This is a genomic window from Limnobacter olei (assembly GCF_029087225.1).
Lineage (GTDB): Bacteria > Pseudomonadota > Gammaproteobacteria > Burkholderiales > Burkholderiaceae_B > Limnobacter > Limnobacter olei.
Window position 1 is genome coordinate 37,087 of the sequence record NZ_JARFJD010000004.1, and the last position, 16,929, is coordinate 54,015.

Annotated in this window: 19 protein-coding genes; 7 read left to right on the forward strand and 12 right to left on the reverse strand. The window is 48.9% G+C overall.

The window, feature by feature from the left end:
• Positions 1-50: 50 nt before the first annotated feature.
• The 7 genes from PY990_RS03690 to PY990_RS03720 form a co-directional block, all read right to left on the reverse strand.
• A complete protein-coding gene (locus tag PY990_RS03690; protein WP_275270457.1) occupies positions 51-1,184 on the reverse strand; it encodes an MraY family glycosyltransferase in 1,134 nt (377 codons plus the stop codon).
• A gap of 287 nt (positions 1,185-1,471) precedes the next feature.
• Positions 1,472-2,992, reverse strand: coding sequence for a hypothetical protein (locus PY990_RS03695; RefSeq protein ID WP_275270458.1), 1,521 nt, complete (start codon positions 2,990-2,992; stop codon positions 1,472-1,474).
• A gap of 251 nt (positions 2,993-3,243) precedes the next feature.
• On the reverse strand, positions 3,244-4,542 hold the full coding sequence (locus PY990_RS03700) for a type II toxin-antitoxin system HipA family toxin (RefSeq protein WP_275270459.1): 1,299 nt from the start codon (positions 4,540-4,542) through the stop codon (positions 3,244-3,246).
• Positions 4,532-4,825 carry a transcriptional regulator gene (locus tag PY990_RS03705; RefSeq protein WP_036401438.1) on the reverse strand — a complete coding sequence of 98 codons (294 nt, stop codon included), beginning with the start codon at positions 4,823-4,825 and terminating at the stop codon, positions 4,532-4,534. The genes PY990_RS03700 and PY990_RS03705 overlap by 11 nt, the downstream gene beginning before the upstream one ends.
• Positions 4,826-5,027: 202 nt before the next feature.
• A complete protein-coding gene (locus PY990_RS03710; RefSeq protein ID WP_275270460.1) occupies positions 5,028-5,288 on the reverse strand; it encodes a type II toxin-antitoxin system PemK/MazF family toxin in 261 nt (86 codons plus the stop codon).
• Positions 5,289-5,293: 5 nt separating this feature from the next.
• Positions 5,294-6,292 (reverse strand): lipase family protein, encoded by a 999-nt coding sequence (locus PY990_RS03715; RefSeq protein WP_275270461.1) that lies wholly within the window; start codon positions 6,290-6,292, stop codon positions 5,294-5,296.
• A 178-nt stretch (positions 6,293-6,470) separates the two neighbouring features.
• Complete coding sequence (locus PY990_RS03720; RefSeq protein ID WP_275270462.1) at positions 6,471-6,956, reverse strand: DUF6795 domain-containing protein; 486 nt, start codon at positions 6,954-6,956, stop codon at positions 6,471-6,473.
• Positions 6,957-7,125: 169 nt separating this feature from the next.
• On the opposite strand from PY990_RS03720, the gene PY990_RS03725 reads away from it, so the two are divergent.
• The 5 genes from PY990_RS03725 (at position 7,126) to PY990_RS03745 (ending at position 8,828) form a co-directional block, all read left to right on the forward strand.
• Entirely contained in the window at positions 7,126-7,386 is a 261-nt protein-coding gene (locus tag PY990_RS03725) for a type II toxin-antitoxin system Phd/YefM family antitoxin (RefSeq protein ID WP_275270463.1), read from the forward strand.
• Positions 7,387-7,389: 3 nt separating this feature from the next.
• Positions 7,390-7,794, forward strand: coding sequence for a type II toxin-antitoxin system VapC family toxin (locus PY990_RS03730; protein WP_275270464.1), 405 nt, complete (start codon positions 7,390-7,392; stop codon positions 7,792-7,794).
• 185 nt (positions 7,795-7,979) lie between these two features.
• Positions 7,980-8,249, forward strand: a complete 270-nt coding sequence (locus PY990_RS03735; RefSeq protein ID WP_275270465.1) for an antitoxin — start codon at positions 7,980-7,982, stop codon at positions 8,247-8,249.
• The gene (locus PY990_RS03740; protein WP_105027473.1) at positions 8,246-8,656 is read left to right on the forward strand and encodes a type II toxin-antitoxin system VapC family toxin; all 411 of its coding nucleotides are present in this window, start codon (positions 8,246-8,248) and stop codon (positions 8,654-8,656) included. The genes PY990_RS03735 and PY990_RS03740 overlap by 4 nt, the downstream gene beginning before the upstream one ends.
• A gap of 19 nt (positions 8,657-8,675) precedes the next feature.
• Positions 8,676-8,828: a hypothetical protein gene (locus tag PY990_RS03745; protein WP_168426824.1), complete on the forward strand. Its 153-nt coding sequence runs from the start codon at positions 8,676-8,678 to the stop codon at positions 8,826-8,828.
• A gap of 44 nt (positions 8,829-8,872) precedes the next feature.
• Here PY990_RS03745 and rfbC read toward each other — a convergent pair whose 3' ends face one another.
• The 4 genes from rfbC to PY990_RS03765 form a co-directional block, all read right to left on the reverse strand.
• Complete coding sequence (gene rfbC, locus PY990_RS03750; protein ID WP_105027474.1) at positions 8,873-9,427, reverse strand: dTDP-4-dehydrorhamnose 3,5-epimerase; 555 nt, start codon at positions 9,425-9,427, stop codon at positions 8,873-8,875.
• Positions 9,428-9,430: 3 nt separating this feature from the next.
• Positions 9,431-10,300: a glucose-1-phosphate thymidylyltransferase RfbA gene (gene rfbA / locus PY990_RS03755; protein ID WP_105029713.1), complete on the reverse strand. Its 870-nt coding sequence runs from the start codon at positions 10,298-10,300 to the stop codon at positions 9,431-9,433.
• Between the two features lie 86 nt (positions 10,301-10,386).
• Positions 10,387-11,232, reverse strand: a complete 846-nt coding sequence (locus tag PY990_RS03760) for a class I SAM-dependent methyltransferase (RefSeq protein ID WP_275270466.1) — start codon at positions 11,230-11,232, stop codon at positions 10,387-10,389.
• Positions 11,233-11,495: 263 nt separating this feature from the next.
• Positions 11,496-12,983 carry a flippase gene (locus tag PY990_RS03765; RefSeq protein ID WP_275270467.1) on the reverse strand — a complete coding sequence of 496 codons (1,488 nt, stop codon included), beginning with the start codon at positions 12,981-12,983 and terminating at the stop codon, positions 11,496-11,498.
• A gap of 107 nt (positions 12,984-13,090) precedes the next feature.
• Between PY990_RS03765 and PY990_RS03770 the strand changes: the two genes are divergently transcribed.
• Together PY990_RS03770 and PY990_RS03775 are read left to right on the forward strand one after the other, a co-directional pair.
• Entirely contained in the window at positions 13,091-13,882 is a 792-nt protein-coding gene (locus PY990_RS03770) for a hypothetical protein (protein WP_105027477.1), read from the forward strand.
• Positions 13,875-14,978 carry a glycosyltransferase gene (locus PY990_RS03775; protein ID WP_275270468.1) on the forward strand — a complete coding sequence of 368 codons (1,104 nt, stop codon included), beginning with the start codon at positions 13,875-13,877 and terminating at the stop codon, positions 14,976-14,978. The genes PY990_RS03770 and PY990_RS03775 overlap by 8 nt, the downstream gene beginning before the upstream one ends.
• 18 nt (positions 14,979-14,996) lie before the next feature.
• Here PY990_RS03775 and PY990_RS03780 read toward each other — a convergent pair whose 3' ends face one another.
• The gene (locus PY990_RS03780; protein WP_343075064.1) at positions 14,997-16,916 is read right to left on the reverse strand and encodes a nucleoside-diphosphate sugar epimerase/dehydratase; all 1,920 of its coding nucleotides are present in this window, start codon (positions 16,914-16,916) and stop codon (positions 14,997-14,999) included.
• Positions 16,917-16,929 lie beyond the last annotated feature (13 nt).

The window sequence follows — 16,929 nt, forward strand, 5'->3', positions numbered from 1 at the left end:
TTCCAAGGAACAAACAGCAAGATGTAAAAACGGGTGATGGCGTGGCAAAACTACGGAGCCAAACGCACGGGCTTTCTAAAGAATACACCCATGCGAACCATGCGGCGGTAGGCGCGCTGATAAACAAAAAAACTGAGTGCCAGCCAGGCCACCACCATGCCCAAGCTTTGGGGCCAGAAAATGGCCCCCAGCATGGGCACCGCTGCATACAACCACATGAATGGCGATGTAAGCGCGTTGCGCTGCCATGCTGGTGCATAGGGAATTAGTTTGCGAGACACCACGCGGCGGTACACCAGGCTGTGCAGATGAGAGGCATCGGGCGTACCGGGGTTGCGCCTGCACTTGCGGCTAAGCCTGCGGTACACACTAAACAAGGTTTCGATAATGGGATAGCCACACACCAGCAACATGGCCCAGGGGCTTACAGCGCCGGGGTTGCGAACGGTAAGTGCCACGGCCAGCGCTGCCACCAGGTAACCCAGGCAGTAGGCACCTGCGTCGCCAAGAAAAATGAGGCCTTTGGGGAAGTTTAACAACATGAAGCCCAACACCACGGCCACGCCGCACAATGCGATGTTGAGTACCACGAAATCGTCAACTCGCCAAGCGATGGCCGCCAGGGTAAGCAACATGAGCACCACCACGCCACTGGCCAAGCCATTGAAACCGTCAATGATATTGACGCTGTTGGCAATGCCGGAAATTGCGAAAGCGGTGAACAGCAAACCAATTGGTGCCCATGCCAAGAGATAATCAACGCCGGGCAGGTTTACGCCGCTGATCCAATAACCGCTGAGCAGGGCGAAGGCCAGGCCGCTTAGGGCTGTGGCAAGCAGGCGTGCCTTGACTGATACTTTTTTGGTGATGTCCTCCAGCAGGCCCGCAACAAAGGCAGGCATACCACCCAACAAAACAAGGCCTAGTAATTCATGCGTTTCCTGGCCCTGTAGGGTGTGGCCTGGAAGAGCAAACCAAGAGGCTACTGCACCAGCCAGCAAAGCCACGCCGCCGACGCGAGGGGTGGGCATGGTGTGAAATTTTTGAATGCCTTTGGCTTGGTCCATACTGAATGCACCGTGCCATTGTTTGGTACACACCAGAAAGATGGCTGTTGAAAACGCCGCCGCAAGGCTGGACAGGATAGCCAACCAATAGATTGGGTTCACCTCGATGGTTTGCATGATGCTCCCGAATGTGTTGCTGTGCCGCTTTAGAAAGAGCGTGCGAGTAAATGATTAATACAGTAAATAACCACAGCAGCCCGTGAACTTGTTGTGACCTGCTGGGTGGCACATTGTGCCCCCGCAGCATGGCAGTTTTATTACTGTCACGGAGCTGAAAGTATATCACCTCAACTTTGCTTCTGAACACTGGTAAAAACGCCTCAGAGCCTTTACTACTCGGGCTTTGTGTTACTGGATGCAAACATTACCCCCTTCAAATGAGGGGGAATATATTGACCAACAAGTTACGGTGCCGCAGTTGCCGATTCGGCTTGCTTAAAACCTGCGCTGCTTTCATCGAGCGATTCAGTCAATGACAACAAGCGATAAATGGAGATACTTGCGTCTGTTTCACTTAGAATACGTCGAGTATCGTTCAAGTCGCTGCCCGACACATTTAGGCTTTCACCCTCGACAACAATTCCACCGCCCGCAGTTGCGGCTGTGGTGTTGGCCAAAATAGTACCCAATTGCAGACTACTGCCACTGAAAGTGTAATTTGCATAGACAACACCATTTTGCTCATCACCATTGTTGGCGCTTGCATCAAGATCGGTCACGATAATCATCAAGCGGCTGCTGCTCAAAAAGTGATAGGCAATGGTGCGGGTTGCACGCAAAAAGCTGTGCCTGCCGTTGGTGGGGTTGGGGGCCCCGGTGGCCAGCGAGTTTTCAGAGCTAAGGTCTTCGATCCACGTACCGACCAGTGTATTTTTCTGATTATTGAAGCGGGTATAGACCAGGTTACCGTCTGCAAATTGAACCACAAGTTCATCGCCATTGAGTAACAAGGGGCGGTTGTAGATATCCTCATTGGGATCGGTAGAACCTGCTGCGGAACCCGTGGCATTTGCACGCAGCAAACGATTGTCATTGGGGTTGCGTACCAGGAACTTGCCAATATTGGGGTCGCTGGTCACAGGTGAATCTGAGCGAACGTACACCACCCGTCCAATTCTCGCATCAGCCGATACGTTGCCCACTGAATCGTAATCGCCACCCACGAACCGGTTGATCAAAGTACGACCGTCTGATGGTGTGGTGCAATCGGAGGTACAACCGCGATCAAAGCTAAGCACACTGGTGAAGGAGTCCAGACTTGCGGGTTCAACCGGACCACTGGTGGGTTCAAAGCGGGCCAGCAACCAGGTTCCTGCCAATTCATTGCGATAAAAACGCTCAAGCGCGTCATCGGGATTGGCGACTGTGGGTGGGGTATTGTCATCGCGAATAGTATTGTTTCCTGCGTTGGCGGTTTGCAGGTCTTGCTGAAAATCAGCTGGCGCTTGGGCACACACAGTGATCAGGTTTTCTGTGCTTACGCCTTCAATTGCCGCATTTTGCCGCAATGTAATAACACCATTGTTGGGGTCGCCGTCTGCATCCACGGTTTGGAACAAAACCGCGATGTTGGCTACTGCATTGGTGCGAGAAGCTTCATCGTTTGGAAACAGGCTTTCAGCAATGACCGCTGGGGTGATGCGGTTTGCAGCTTCAACAGAAATTTCGACACCCGCAACATTGAAGGTAACCATTTCGCCAGTTTGAAATTGGAACGATCCATCTGCACCAGTAACGCCATTTGGATTGCTGGGTGTTGAGTAAGGTACGCCGACCATGGGGTCGTCGGTAAGAACACCTGTGGCCATGGTTGGCGTGGTAGTGCCGCCGCCGGAAGCGGGTGCGGCGGAGCCACCATCACCACCGCCGCAAGCGGAGAGCCCGGCAAGCGCCAGTACAACAGTAAAAAATTTAATTGATTTCATTTAAGCTCGCTCCACTCGAATGTAGAAGTTGATTTACCGCAATGGAGTTGTAGAGCAGGAAACAAAATTCAGATAGTGAGGAATTGCTTACCGGGCTGAGATCAGCTTTTGCGTGTTACTTGCGAGTTACGTTGGAAGTGTTGGTTGGCGACGATATGAGTTTTTTCTAAAATTTTTTCTTGTAGCGATAATGATTAATACACCCCGCATTTTGGTGGGGGTGGTACCAAGCAGGCGAGCGCTGCCCAAAATTAAAGGGCTCCACCCAACAACCCTTTGTTCGCTTTGCGTGTGGCTTCAAGCTCTTTCTGTATCAAAGCGCCTGTTTGCTCGCTTAAACCTACCGCCTTGGCCAAGCTTTCAAACTGAGCAAGGGCATGAACAGTGTGCTCAACTATTTGCCTGGCTTCGCCCCAATTCGCAAAACCTGCTGCAGCTGCCAGGCCCTGCACGGCCTTTAACGGCGGCGCTTTGCCAAAACCTGCAAATGCGGTGCTGTGCTCGCCGTGGGGGTGGGGGCTAAAGGTGACGTCATAAAAAGGTGCTGGCTGCCAGTGGCCTTTGTCATTTTGCAGAAACGCCCAGTTTTTGCTGTGGTCGTCTTGATTGCTCGCCAGCAAATTGAACACAGCGCGCCGAAATTGAAGCTGAGCTGCGGCAGGCGATTTACACAAGCGCCGGGTAGCCGCAATTAGCACTTGATAATCCAGGCTGGGCAAGCGGAAGTCTGCACCGAGCAAGCCGCATGCGCTGTGCATGTGCATACGACCTGCGGGGCCTGCCGGGTTGGCAACATAGTCAAAACGCTTTAAAGCCAGCCAAGGGTACTCACGATTGGCATGGCCAGGTTGAACCAAAGTGTGTTGCGGCGGTTCAAGCTGAAGTTGCTCGGCAAGCTGCAAGTACACCGCTTCGCAAACACCTTCCTCGTGGCCCAAGGGCAAACTTGCGGAAGTAAATTTAACCAACCAGGCTTCATCGCCCGCCCTGGGTGCCGTGCTGCAGTTGGCCCAGTTGCCGGGTTGCGCATATATCAAGGCCTTGGGCCTTGCACCACCCGAATTTCCGCTGACCACCAAGGCTTGCAGCACCTCACCGGTTTGCCCCTCGAACACGGCTTGGGCTTGTTGGCCCAATTCGCAAAGGTCAACATTGCCCTGCGTTATAGCTGCATATTGTGAATTGGGGGCGTACGCCAAGGCACCCACTGCACCCTGCCCCACAAAGGCCAGGCGGTCCATTTGCGTGAGCAGGTTGGGCAGTATGCCGTGCTGGCGAAATACGCGGTCTTGAAGCAGCAGCCCCCAGCCATCGGGCAGGCTATCTGCAAACACACCATGCAGGCCTTGGTGGGGGCCTGCTGGGGCTTGCTGAAGGGCCAATGTGTTATTCAGCGCGTAAGGCGACAAATTGCCGAAACGGCCCAGGTAATGGTCATGGTACTGAAAGTAAACGCCTTGCCTGTTTTGCGCCAGCGTGCCCACTTCTACTTGCTGGCCAGTTGACAGGGTGCGGCTTACATTCAGTTTTTGGATGGGTTTAAAACTCATCGGCCAGCACCTGTTCGATGGTTGTTGGGTGGGCTAAGGTGTTGTTGTGCCGCTGATTTAGCAACATGGTCAGGCGGTCTATGTTGTCCAGGCACTCCCAAAGCAGCAAAAACTGGCGTAGCGATATTTGACCGGTGGTTTCAAACTTTTTGATGGTGGGCGCTGGCACAGTGCTGATTTTTTCCAATGCCTGACGAGACAGCTTTTGCTGCTTGCGCAGCCGCTGAAGGTGCTGGGCCAGCTGATTTTGCAGGTTGGTTTCAGTAGACAAACTGATATTCATTTTAGATACAATAATATCCATTAATGCCAATTATAACATTTCTGGATATTATTGTATCTATTTTCTAGGTTGGTATAAGTGCGTTTTAGTGGGCACGTCTGCGAAAGAAAATACCCAGCACCAACATGCGGCTATACACGCTGAACAGTGTTTCAATTACGGGGTAACCACATACCAGTAACATGGCCGGAACGGCAAATTGCTACAGGTAATATTTCGTAATTATTGCACCTGCTTCAAGCCAGGTTTGTGCGAGTGGGGAATTGGTTGGCAGGGCGAAAGTAATGAGGGTTTTATTTCGCAATACCGTAGAATACCGCCAAGGCGCGGAAACGAGAGTGCCAGTTACCGGTAACACGGTGAGTGTAGAGCGCTCATGAAACAGGTCGGATTGAATAACCAACGCCGGGCGAGACTTACCAAAATCGCCCTGCGTTGCGAACACCACCTGCAACCTAGACAAGCCGGTCACCTTCCCACCAGTTGAATGGCCTGCTTGGCCATGGTGTTTACCGACAGGTGCAACAGGTTAAATACCCAGCGAATGGTGGCCACTGAGGCATCGGCCAATGCATGGGTTGAGCGGCCCAGGTAAGCCATGATTGCGTTGAGCATGCCCCCTACCTCTTTGGCTTGTTTGTGGCTGGCTTGGGCGTAGCGGGCGAGTATTTCGGCCATTTGATCGAGCACCGTGAATGCGCCCGTGCGGTAGTGGCCCACACTGAGCAGGCTTTGAGCACCCAAGCGGGTCAGCATGTCGTGAATGGCTTTGTTGATCATCTTGAGCAAGCGCCCACTGAACATGGCACCGGGCATTTTGGCGAGTTGTTCAAACTGCCCTGCTTCTTTGTTGTTGGCGGGGTATAGGGAGTTTTCCAGCTGCTGTTGTTTGCCCTGAGTAAGGCTTTGCATTTGCTTCCAGTTGGCATTGACCATGCCGCCGTAACCGTTGGCCAACATGTGTTGCATGGGGTTGATTTTCAGCATACCGCCTTCGAGCAAGTAAGTGCCGTGCACATAGGGCGAGTGTACGAAGGGGTAGCAAGGCACCATGGTGACAATGTCTGCTTCATTGGCCACGCGGTACACATGGGCGGCTTTCATTTTTTTACTGAGGTGCTCGGCGTACGGCACCATGCCCACGCGAGGAGCGGCCACCGTGTACAGGTATGAATTCAGGCCCAGTTCAGCGCAAGCCGCTGCATTGAGATTGGCCAACGCACCGCCCAGACTGTGGCCCATGCAGTGCACTGCGGTGGGTTTGAAACCCAGGTTTTGTTGCTGGATGAATTCATTAAGCTGCTGAACATAGCTTTTGAAGGTGGTGCCAAAGCCTTTGTGAATGGCGTGCCCGGTGGGGCCGGGAGTTGGAATGGAGTTGATGTCGGTGCCTGCATCAGCCCAAGTGGCTGTGCCACGGGTGGCAATGATGATTTCACGGGAGTGACCACCATTGAGCTGCGCCATGAAGCCAAAGCCACTGGAGACGGGAGTGATAAGGCCAGAGGTGGCGGTGATGATTTTGACGCTGTTCTTATTGACGAACGGTAACTCGCGACCTAACTGATCCTGTAACAGGCCAATTGGTAGTGACTTTGCCAAATAAGCAAACTGAGATAGGCCGAAGATTTTTGATGGGTTAAGTTCATTCATAGTTTCTGGTAACTCCATTGTTTTGGCATCGAACGATTCGTGCTGATGCTCCTTCTTCAAATTTAGAAAGATCGCAGTCGAGGCGTAAATTCCCACCTTCAGATTCAGTACCTAGCTGGAAATCGAGCTTCATGAGTGTCCAAATTAGGTAATCTTTGCCATCGAAATTGACGGTTAGAAGCTGATTTACATGCGGATTAGCCGACAACAAATCGGGCCTCAAAAACCTGCGCTCTTGAACAACTTCAAATTTGAACCGTCCATCGCTGCCAGTAGTCGCCGTGTCGCTGTATTTCCCCCCCTCAAACCCGCCGCTGTAGAGTTCTCGCGTTATAACTACGTTGACCAACGGCTTTCCCTGCCAATGAATAAAACCTTCGATAGGCGAGCAATACACAATTTTTCTGAACACAAAGGCCTCCGAGGAAACGGGAGTAAGGGGCAGCAGCAAGACCAGGGCGAACAAGATGCGGTACATGGTTGAAGCCTGCACGTATTGAATAAACGAGCACGCTAGCACCGGGTTGGGCTGGAGGCAAAAACAGGGCTGGCTACGTAATCAGGACGGGGGGCATTGCTGCTGGTTGTTGTTTGAAAATATCAAGTTAGATAAACTAGTCAGATAACTAGTCATTTAGGATAAATTTATGCAAACATGGCCCGTACAGGATGCAAAAGCCAGATTCAGCGAGCTACTGGACACCTGCCTGCGTGATGGCCCACAAGCGGTAAGCAGACGCGGCCAGGAACAAGCAGTGTTGGTACCCATGGTGGAATGGTTGCGGCTTACCCAAAAAAACCAGCCAGGCGTGAAAGATTTGCTACTGGCCAAGGAGGCCCGTACGGAATACCTTGTACCCCCGAGAGGGCAGCTTAAGCGCCGAAAAGCCACCGGACAGGAAGGCTGAACCATGTACCTTCTGGACACCAACGTTATTTCAGAACTACGAAAAGCAAAACCCCACGGAGCCGTGTTGGCGTGGATCAAGAACATTCCCGAGCATTTGCTTTACCTTAGCGCATATACGCTGGCTGAAATTCAAAGCGGAATCGACAGGACTCGAGAACAAGATGAGAACAAAGCCAAGGAAATAGAACTGTGGCTGAACAAATTGGAAGCAACGTTTAAGGTACTACCCATGGATGCCAAATGCTTTCGAGTATGGGCAAAATTAATGCATCGGGAAACAGACACAGCACTTGAAGATGCAATGATTGCAGCCACGGCCCTTGCTAACCGGTTAACGGTGGTAACCCGCAACACGAAAGACTTTACCCGGTTTGATGTGCCGCTGCTGAACCCATTTTCGAGTTAAAGGCTGAGCGTGAATGCAACACTGTGAGCAGCGAAGTAAAGCGGCAACACTTTTATGCGCCAATTAGTGCGGATGATTACATTTTTATGCGCGTGAAAGTGTAAACCAACAAAAAGCCAAATGCTTGCGGTGCGCCCTAAAGCCTGATAATGTACACACTAATATGTACACACTCAGAGGTGCCAATGGCTTCACCTGTCTCTACTACTCGGGTTTTCAACAACGGCAACAGCCAAGCGGTGCGCATTCCCGCCGAGTTTCGCTTGAATACTGACCAGGTTCAAATTAGCCGCAATGAGCACGGCGACCTTGTTATTCACCCGATACCTGCCGAGCGCGGGCAGGCTTTGTTGCAGGCACTGCAAGCTTTGGGTGAAGTTGACGAGCAATTTATCGCTGCACTGGAAGCCGAGCAGGAGAACAGCCAACCCATGCAAGATCGCGAGACGCTGTGATTTACTTGCTTGACACCAACATTCTGATTTACCTGATCAAAAATCAACCACCGACCATTGCGCAGAAAGTAAATTCGCTACCAACAGATGCAAAACTGGCCATGAGTTTTATTACCTGGGCTGAACTGTTGAAGGGTGCAGAGCGCAGCAACCGCAAGCCAGAAACCTTGCGCAGGCTTGATCAACTGGCCCAGCAGATCCATGTGATGTACCCGGGCGGCCCGGCGATATGCAAGCACTATGCAGAACAATTTATGCAATTGAAAGATGCGGGAACTCCCATAGGAGCAAATGACTTGTGGATTGCGTGCCATGCACTGGCCGAGAATGCAACGCTGGTAACCCACAACACCAAAGAATTTTTAAGAGTGAAAGGGCTGGCGGTTGAGGATTGGGTGGCTGAATAGATTTGATATAGAAGTGGACTTGGCCGCATTGCGAGAAGACACAACGCTGGCTGAGCTTTGCCAGCAGTTTGAACTACACCCCACCCAAATCGTTGAGTGGAAAAAGCAACTGCTGGTCAATGCGGCGGTGCATTTGGGTCACATTCCAAAGTTACGGAAGCGGTTGATCTGAAGCCACTGTAGTTGATTTTGCCAACCTCAAGCTTCAGACTACCATTAATTTCGAAATACCTCACATAGATTAAAACTTCCGGCAGCCGCATCTTTTACAGAAAGTTTCGGCACATCTTCTAAAGGCCACTGAATTCCAATATCGGGATCATTCCAGCAAATACTTCGCTCGTGCTCCGGATACCAGTAGTCGGTCGTCTTATATAAAAAATCGGCAAAGTCGCTCAAAACCAAAAAACCATGTGCAAACCCCTTAGGGATCCAGAGCATTCGTTTATTCTCGGCTGTCAATTCAACACCAGCCCATTTGCCGAAATTCGCTGACGTTTTACGCATGTCGACAGCGACGTCGAATACGGCACCGCTAACAACCCGTACCAACTTGCCCTGAGGGTGCTTAATTTGATAATGAAGACCCCGTAAAACACCTTTTTCAGAGCGGCTATGGTTATCTTGCACGAAATCAACATCAAAGCCTGTCGCGTCGATGAAATCACGTTGATTGAAGCTTTCAAAAAAGAAACCGCGTTCATCACCGAACACTTTCGGCTCTAACATCAACACTTCGGGCAAGCTGGTTTTAGAAACAAGGTATGGCATAGTTCATCTTAATAAATTCAATAAATATTGGCCGTAAACGCCTTTGGCTAGCGGAAGCGCAAGTTTGTGTAGGGCTTCAGAGTTGATCCACCCTTGTTGATAGGCAATCTCCTCAGGACATGCGACTTGCAAACCCTGCCGCTTTTGAAGTGTCGCGATGAAACTGGCAGCTTCTAGAAGGCTATCGTGTGTACCGGTGTCCAGCCAGGCAAATCCTCGGCCCATAATTTCAACGTCAAGTTCGCCCGATTTAAGGTATCGCTGATTGATGTCGGTAATCTCCAGTTCACCACGAGCCGAGGGTTTGATTTCAGCAGCAATATCGCATACCTGCTGATCATAAAAATAAAGCCCGGTTACCGCAAAATTGCTTTTGGGTTTGGCTGGTTTTTCTTCGATACTGACCGCTCTCTTTTGTAGATCAAACTCCACTACTCCATAACGCTGGGGATCATTTACGTGATAAGCAAATACACTCGCGCCATTGACTTTCGAGTTTGCACTGCGAAGTCGCTTAACAAGGTCGTGACCATAAAAGATGTTGTCTCCTAAAACTAGCGCACTTGGATTGTTATCGATGAAAGATTTTCCAATAACAAAAGCCTGTGCCAGGCCATCTGGTGAGGGTTGAACCGCGTATTGAATATTCATACCCCACTGTTCCCCATCCCCCAACAATTCAGCAAACCGGGGGGTGTCTTGCGGAGTACTGATAACCAATACATCACGGATTCCTGCAAGCATCAAGGTGCTCAGCGGGTAATAAATCATGGGTTTGTCGTACACTGGCATCAGTTGTTTGCTGATGGCCTGAGTAATGGGATACAAGCGAGTACCCGACCCACCGGCAAGAACTAATCCTTTCCGATCAATGCTCATCACGGTTACGCCTTTCTAAATTAAGCAACTATTTTCACTACAGTTTCGAGAGTAGACGATATTTGATCCTCAACCACAACCTAATCGGCTGGTTTAATTGCACGAACCGTCACAAATTCTCTCAACCCTGCATTTCGTTTGGCACGTCGCTCTGCTATTGCAATCTTTCGCGCCAAATTGCTCGGCGTATCGCAGCTAGATTGATCATTTAGTTCCCCCGCGATCTTATTACTTTCTTTAAAAAGGTAATCACACAATGGGCGATAAGGAAGATCTTCAAGCTCAGCAAATCCAATCTTCCCGAGCAAATCGAACAAAGATGGTCGATTGAAAAGAACCAAATGCCGGGGTGGCTCCAAGCCCCGCCACGAAGGCCCAAAACTTTCATGCCCCTGAGCATCAACGTTGGGGGTTTCAATCCAAATCCAACCGTTTGGTTTTAACAAAGCATAACAATGACGCAGAGCGGCAGCCGGATCGTGCATATGTTCAATTACATGGCTCAATGTTATACCGTCAAAACTCTCAATCGCTGGATCTAACGATTCGATCGAATCTTGCCTCACATCAATTCCATGATTGCGCGCAGCCTGTGCTGCCTTTGGGTCTGGCTCAAGACCAACCACCTCCCACCCGGCCTGAGAGGCAAGCAACAAAAAGTCGCCATTACCGCAACCGACATCGAGTAATCTGTGCCCTCGTCCTCCGAACGGAATGCAACGCCGCTCAGCATCCAAAAGATTTCGAAATCCAGGTGAGAAATAAGCAAACACCACACCAAGTTTAGTCGAAGGATGCAGATTGGTTCCGAATCTTTTATTGCGATAGCCATTGGCCAGTGCTCGTTTCAAACGCCGCAAAAAGCCTAAATCTCGGTAGTCATTCTGCACGGACTGGGAGTGCGTAAAATAAGTGGTGTAAGCCATTCCTATGGTGGAGACCGTTGGCCTGGGATCAAGATATGCACTGCGACAGGCCTGACATTGAAACATGTCCCACGAGCCCGGGGCGCACTTAAAAATTTTGTCAGACAAATCCTTGTGCAGCAAATGACGGCGCTCACTGGAGCAAACTGGGCAAATTTTAACCCTCTCCAAACCATCTTGAGGCCAAGTGCTAGAGCCTTGCACCGAATGCGATTCAGGGAATGTTTGCATTTTCTTAAAACCTTAATCCTTCGTGCTTGAAGTTAAATACTATTAGCATGAGACTTTCTGATAAAAGTGCGAGCAAAAGGTACAGCAAAAGCTAGCGAACTACAAATTACGGCAACCAATACCAACGCCCTGAAATAATGGCTTTCAATCCAGACAAGAGCGACCATGAATACTATGGTACAAATCGTGACAAATATCGTCCGCATAGCATGCGCCTTTGCCACCGGGAGGACCCTCATTACCAAGCAATTAAGCGTCAACGTGTCCATAACGACTCTAATAACCCATGCCATAGCTGCACCGACTATGCCAAAATTTTTAAGCAACAACACCAAGCCAATTGAATAGAAAACGAACTCGACCATGTGCGCCTTTGCGGTTAAGTCAGGCCTACCCGCAGCCTGCAGTATCACAGAAGCCGGCTGCGCGATGATATTCACCATCCATCCGATGGACAACCAGTAGAGGATGGGGACAGAAATTTCATGAAATTCACCGCCAAGCCAAAATTCCAAAGCCTCAGGACCAAACAATACTACGCCCGATAATAGAGGCAACATCAACCAATAAAGGACTTTACTACCTTGAACGTAAAGCGCATTAAACCGCTCCATGTTGGAAACGTATGCTGAGGATACCGCAGGAAAAATAACACCAACAATTGCCTGTGAAACCATTTGCAGGCGCACTAAGATTTCGTAGGGAGTCACGTAATACGTCACAGCCGACAAGCCAGTAATCGCACCAATGAAAAACCGATCCATGTAGGTCATCAGTGGTCCAATGATGTTAGTTACTGTAATCCATCCACCAAAACTTGTAAGTGGCTTAATAAAAAGCCTTTGGGGTCGAATGAATTTTGCAAGTGAATGTTCGGCCTTACAAGCAGCGCGATAGTAAAAAATGGCGGCCACCATACGACCGAACAGCAGAATGCCAGTGGCCCATGCAACGTCCGGCGTGAGCTGCAGGGTGAGCAGTGGCCCTAGATAGGTAAAAATCCCCAATGGCATGCGAATCTTGGCGATGACTTTGAACTGTTGATGCGCTTCCAGAACACCAATAAAACCAGTGGTTAAAACCACCACGGGTATTCCAACGGCCAACAAATAAAATGCAATCCTGGCTTCATCATTGAGCGTATGATTCACATCCAACAACCTCTCGACCAGGATTGCATTGCAAGTTGCAATCAAGAACGATCCGACTAAGCTGACCGCAAATAAAACCACCAAAGCGGTCCAGATTAGCGAGCCAAGGTCGGAAATTTGGCCACTTCCAAGTCTCTCGGAGACCAGTTTTGTTAGGGCTCGGCCAAGACCAAAATCGAACAGGCTAAAATAGCCAACTCCTACCCAAATAACAGCCAACAAACCAAATCGCTCACTACCCATTCCTTCGATTAGAATCGGAATCGCGTACAACGCAACTATTAGTGGCGCAATTAGTCCAGTGAAGTTCCAGACTGCGTTTTTTGCCAATAATCGCGAGGAGGCAGGCTTATATGAGGGCCGGCTCATTCATGTACCGCGTGAAGCAGTGGGCATCCAGACGGATGTAATCTAAGGAGATTTACAGGTACAGTGCTAGTTCTCATAAATCACTTGGGCTAGGAAAATAATATTGTATGCGAAGCGGCGACTACACCTTGATTTTGGCTAGTTACTACCCGAAAAATACTGAACGCACCAAGGCCTTCTGCCAACAATTCCTCAACTGCAAGAAGATTGTTGTTTACAACTCCTCTGATGTACGGCTCTCTGACTTTGATAATTCTTGGACAGCGCTGCGGGGCTCAAACCACGCAGGTGAATTTTCAGCATGGCAAGAGGGCCTCGACTGGAGCCTAGAGCATTCGCAAAAACCGAAGCACGGATACATTTTTGTCAACGATACAGTGAATTCGCACAGGAAGTTCACTCGCATTCGATTTCATTTTTTAAAAAGTTGTATCAAGCAAAATACCAAGCACGCAGTTGGTTTTACTGACGAATTACACGAAAGAGAGACTTTTTCGATTTACGGACTGTCAGGGGATCGATGGATGAGTACGTACTGTTTCTACTTGGGCAATGAAGCCATCGAGAAGATTGATTTCAAAGTGAACAGTGAGCTGGTTCACCAACAACGGGGGGAGACAGTTGATGACTCGATTTTTCCATCGTCAATGTCCAACAATTTAAAGAAGCGTCTAGAGGAATGGCTTTTCGGCGGGGGATGGTATAAAAGTAAGCAATGTGTCGAAAACTACAGCGATGTGGCGAAATTTAAAGCCCGCGCCATTGTTAATGAAAAAATGTTGTCACTACGTTTGTTAAACAAAGGAATTGAGATACACAGCGCCATGAATCAAGCACCGCGACTTTTTGTCAGGTTAGACAATTTTTTAGAAAAACTCCACACAAAGAAAAATGGCTAAAAGTCTTTTTTACATTTCCCCTAGTCTTGAAGACAAGAACTACGGCGGCTCCGTGGTGGCCAAATCAAACCTTGAGGCATTGTCTAGGGTGTTGCAAAGCTATTCGACCACAGCTTTATCTGTAAATAGAAACGCATCTTCAGACTGCGTGAAAGTGCCAACTACCCACAATAAAGTTGGTACGGCATTGGCAAACCTATGCCTACTTTGCGCGACATTAAGCCCTAAGGGGGCCTATTTTTTGATTAGCCGGATCAGAAAAGAACAGCCAGAACTAATTTGGCTCGATTCGTCTTTGTTCGGCATCCTGATCCCGCTAATAAGATTTCTAAGCCGGCGAAGCAAAATTATTTGCTATTTCCACAATATTGAGACACCAATCATAAAATATTACGCAAAGAGACAACCCTCTTACTGGATTTCATATTTGGCAACTGCAGCCAATGAATACCTCTCAATCAAAGGGTCCGATTTACTAATTGCGATACAGCAAACAGATGAAGCAATATTGAAGAGAAGAAACTCGTCCGCCTTAACCAGTTGCATCCCCGTCTCAATCAAGGACGGCTTTAGAAACATTCAAGTGCAACTAGCTCCTAGACATGTAGATATTCCTTATGCACTCTTTGTTGGATCTGACTTTCCACCAAATGTTGAAGCACTTGCATACTTGAATTTCAAAATTGCCCCTAGGCTTAACAATAAGAGAATTATTGCGATCGGCAACGGGATTGATAAGTATGCACATCAATTCAAGAATCTTGATGTTCGAGGAAGGGTGGACGATATCGCTGACTTCTACACACAAGCCCAAATCGTTGTAGCCCCGATATTTTCGGGAGGAGGGATGAAAGTAAAAATTGCTGAGGCCCTAATGTTCAACAAAATGGTGCTTGCGTCAAATTTCGCAGCAGTTGGCTATGAAGATGTACCCAATAGTGTCTTAATAAGGACTGACGATGACGAGACCTTTTTAAACACCATACAGAACTGCGACTCAAACACCGATTCAAAAGCAAGAGAATACTACCTGAGGTTATTTTCACCCTATGCAATTCAGCAAAGAATTGAACAAGCAATCAGTCGCATAGAATAAAAAAATAATTTGATTTCTTCAGAAGACCCAGTCCACCACTCCGCCTGCTGAATAACCCTCAACACACCGACATAGAGTTTCGGATGCCTCTCGAAGTTTTCCCTGATTCAAGAAACGAGACAATTCAAGAAGTTCGAGTTCAAATTCCCGTATAGGTAGATATGATTCTGTTCCCATCAGGATCCTCGAATGAACTGTTTGTTTTGGTTCATTCCCAATCAACAACTCTTCATACAACTTTTCACCTGGCCGTAGCCCTGTAATCTGAATTTCAATATCGCCCTCGGGATTCGATTCATCCTTCAAGGTGAGGCCGGATAGCTCAATCATTCGAACAGCGAGATCGTAAATTTTGATTGGCTCCCCCATATCGAGCAAAAACACATCCCCGCCCTTTGCCAAAGCGCTGGCTTGAATCACCAGCTGCGCTGCTTCGGGTATCGTCATGAAGTAACGGGTAATGTCCTGGTGAGTGAGGGTGATTGGCCCACCGTCGCGGATTTGCTGACGGAACAGCGGAACAACAGAACCCGATGAGCCAAGTACGTTTCCAAAACGCACCATAGAAAAAACGGTTGTGCTTGATGTTTCAGCTAGAGCCTGCAACGACATTTCTGCAAGGCGCTTGGTGGCACCCATGACATTGGTCGGGCGAACCGCTTTGTCGGTACTAATCAACACGAAATTTTCCGTACTATGCTTCAAGGCCAGCTTGGCCATTGTGAAAGTGCCGAATACGTTGTTATGAATGCCTTCACTCAAGTTGTGTTCAACCAACGGCACATGCTTGTAAGCAGCAGCATGGAAGATTGTTTGCGGTTTAAATTTGGCAAGAATACTGTCCATACGGACTTCATCCCGAACTGAAGCCAGAAAGGGAATTAAGATAACCTGCCCGTGATTATTCGCTACTGGTTTCTGCTCAAGTTCTTGGTGAATTTGATACAAAGCGAATTCACTTTGCTCAACGAGTAAAAGCTGCGCTGGACCTACTTTCAAAATTTGCCGACACAGTTCACTGCCGATAGAGCCGCCTGCGCCAGTCACCAAAACCACTTTGCCGAGAATATTTTTTGAAAGTAATTTGGGGTCAGGGCTTACCGGGTCACGCCCCAGAAGATCATCGATATCAAGTTCGCGCAGATCAGAAACACTGATTTTTCCTGCTGCTATTTCAGTAACCCGCGGCAAAGTTCGAACCGCTACTTTGCTTTTTGAAATACTGTCGAGAATTTCATTTCTACGTTTGCGACTTGCAGCATTGAATGCGAGCAATACAGTATTCACACCCAGTGTTTCAACAAGGCCTGGTAAATCTTGAGGATTAAAAATTTTTAGATCGTTGATGGTTTGCTTGTGCAGGGCTTTGTTGTCATCGATAAAACCGACAACCCGCATTTCATGGCTGTTGGCTAAAGCACCTGCCAGTTGCCTGCCTGTGGCGCCGGCACCGTAGATAAGTACGCGTGGCAAATTCGCCAACTGCAATTGATTACGGTACAAGCCACCCAACCAAAACCGGGCAAACAGGCGAGTAAGGCCCACAAACACCATAAGCAATATTGGCTGAATAATACCCACTGTGCGCGGCACACCCGATACACCCATGGCGGTGAAAATAGCCGCATAAATAACGCCATAAACCGCAATCACTTTGGAGACAGTGAATATGGCAGACAAACCTGAATACCTGAATATTGCCCGATAGAAACCATTGACGATGAACAGTGGAATCGCGATTAGAAGGCTCATCCCCACAGCTGCCATTGGATTCCAGCCAAAATCAGGATTGGTCAATGAGATCCAGTAATCAAGACGCAAATAATAGGCAAGCCAAACCGTGAGAACACAGAGGCTTGCATCCACTGCCAACACGATTAGTCGCTTGGCGACGCGGGGCAAATTAAGAACAGGACTGGCGAATTTTGAAAGAAACATGTTGAACGTGTGC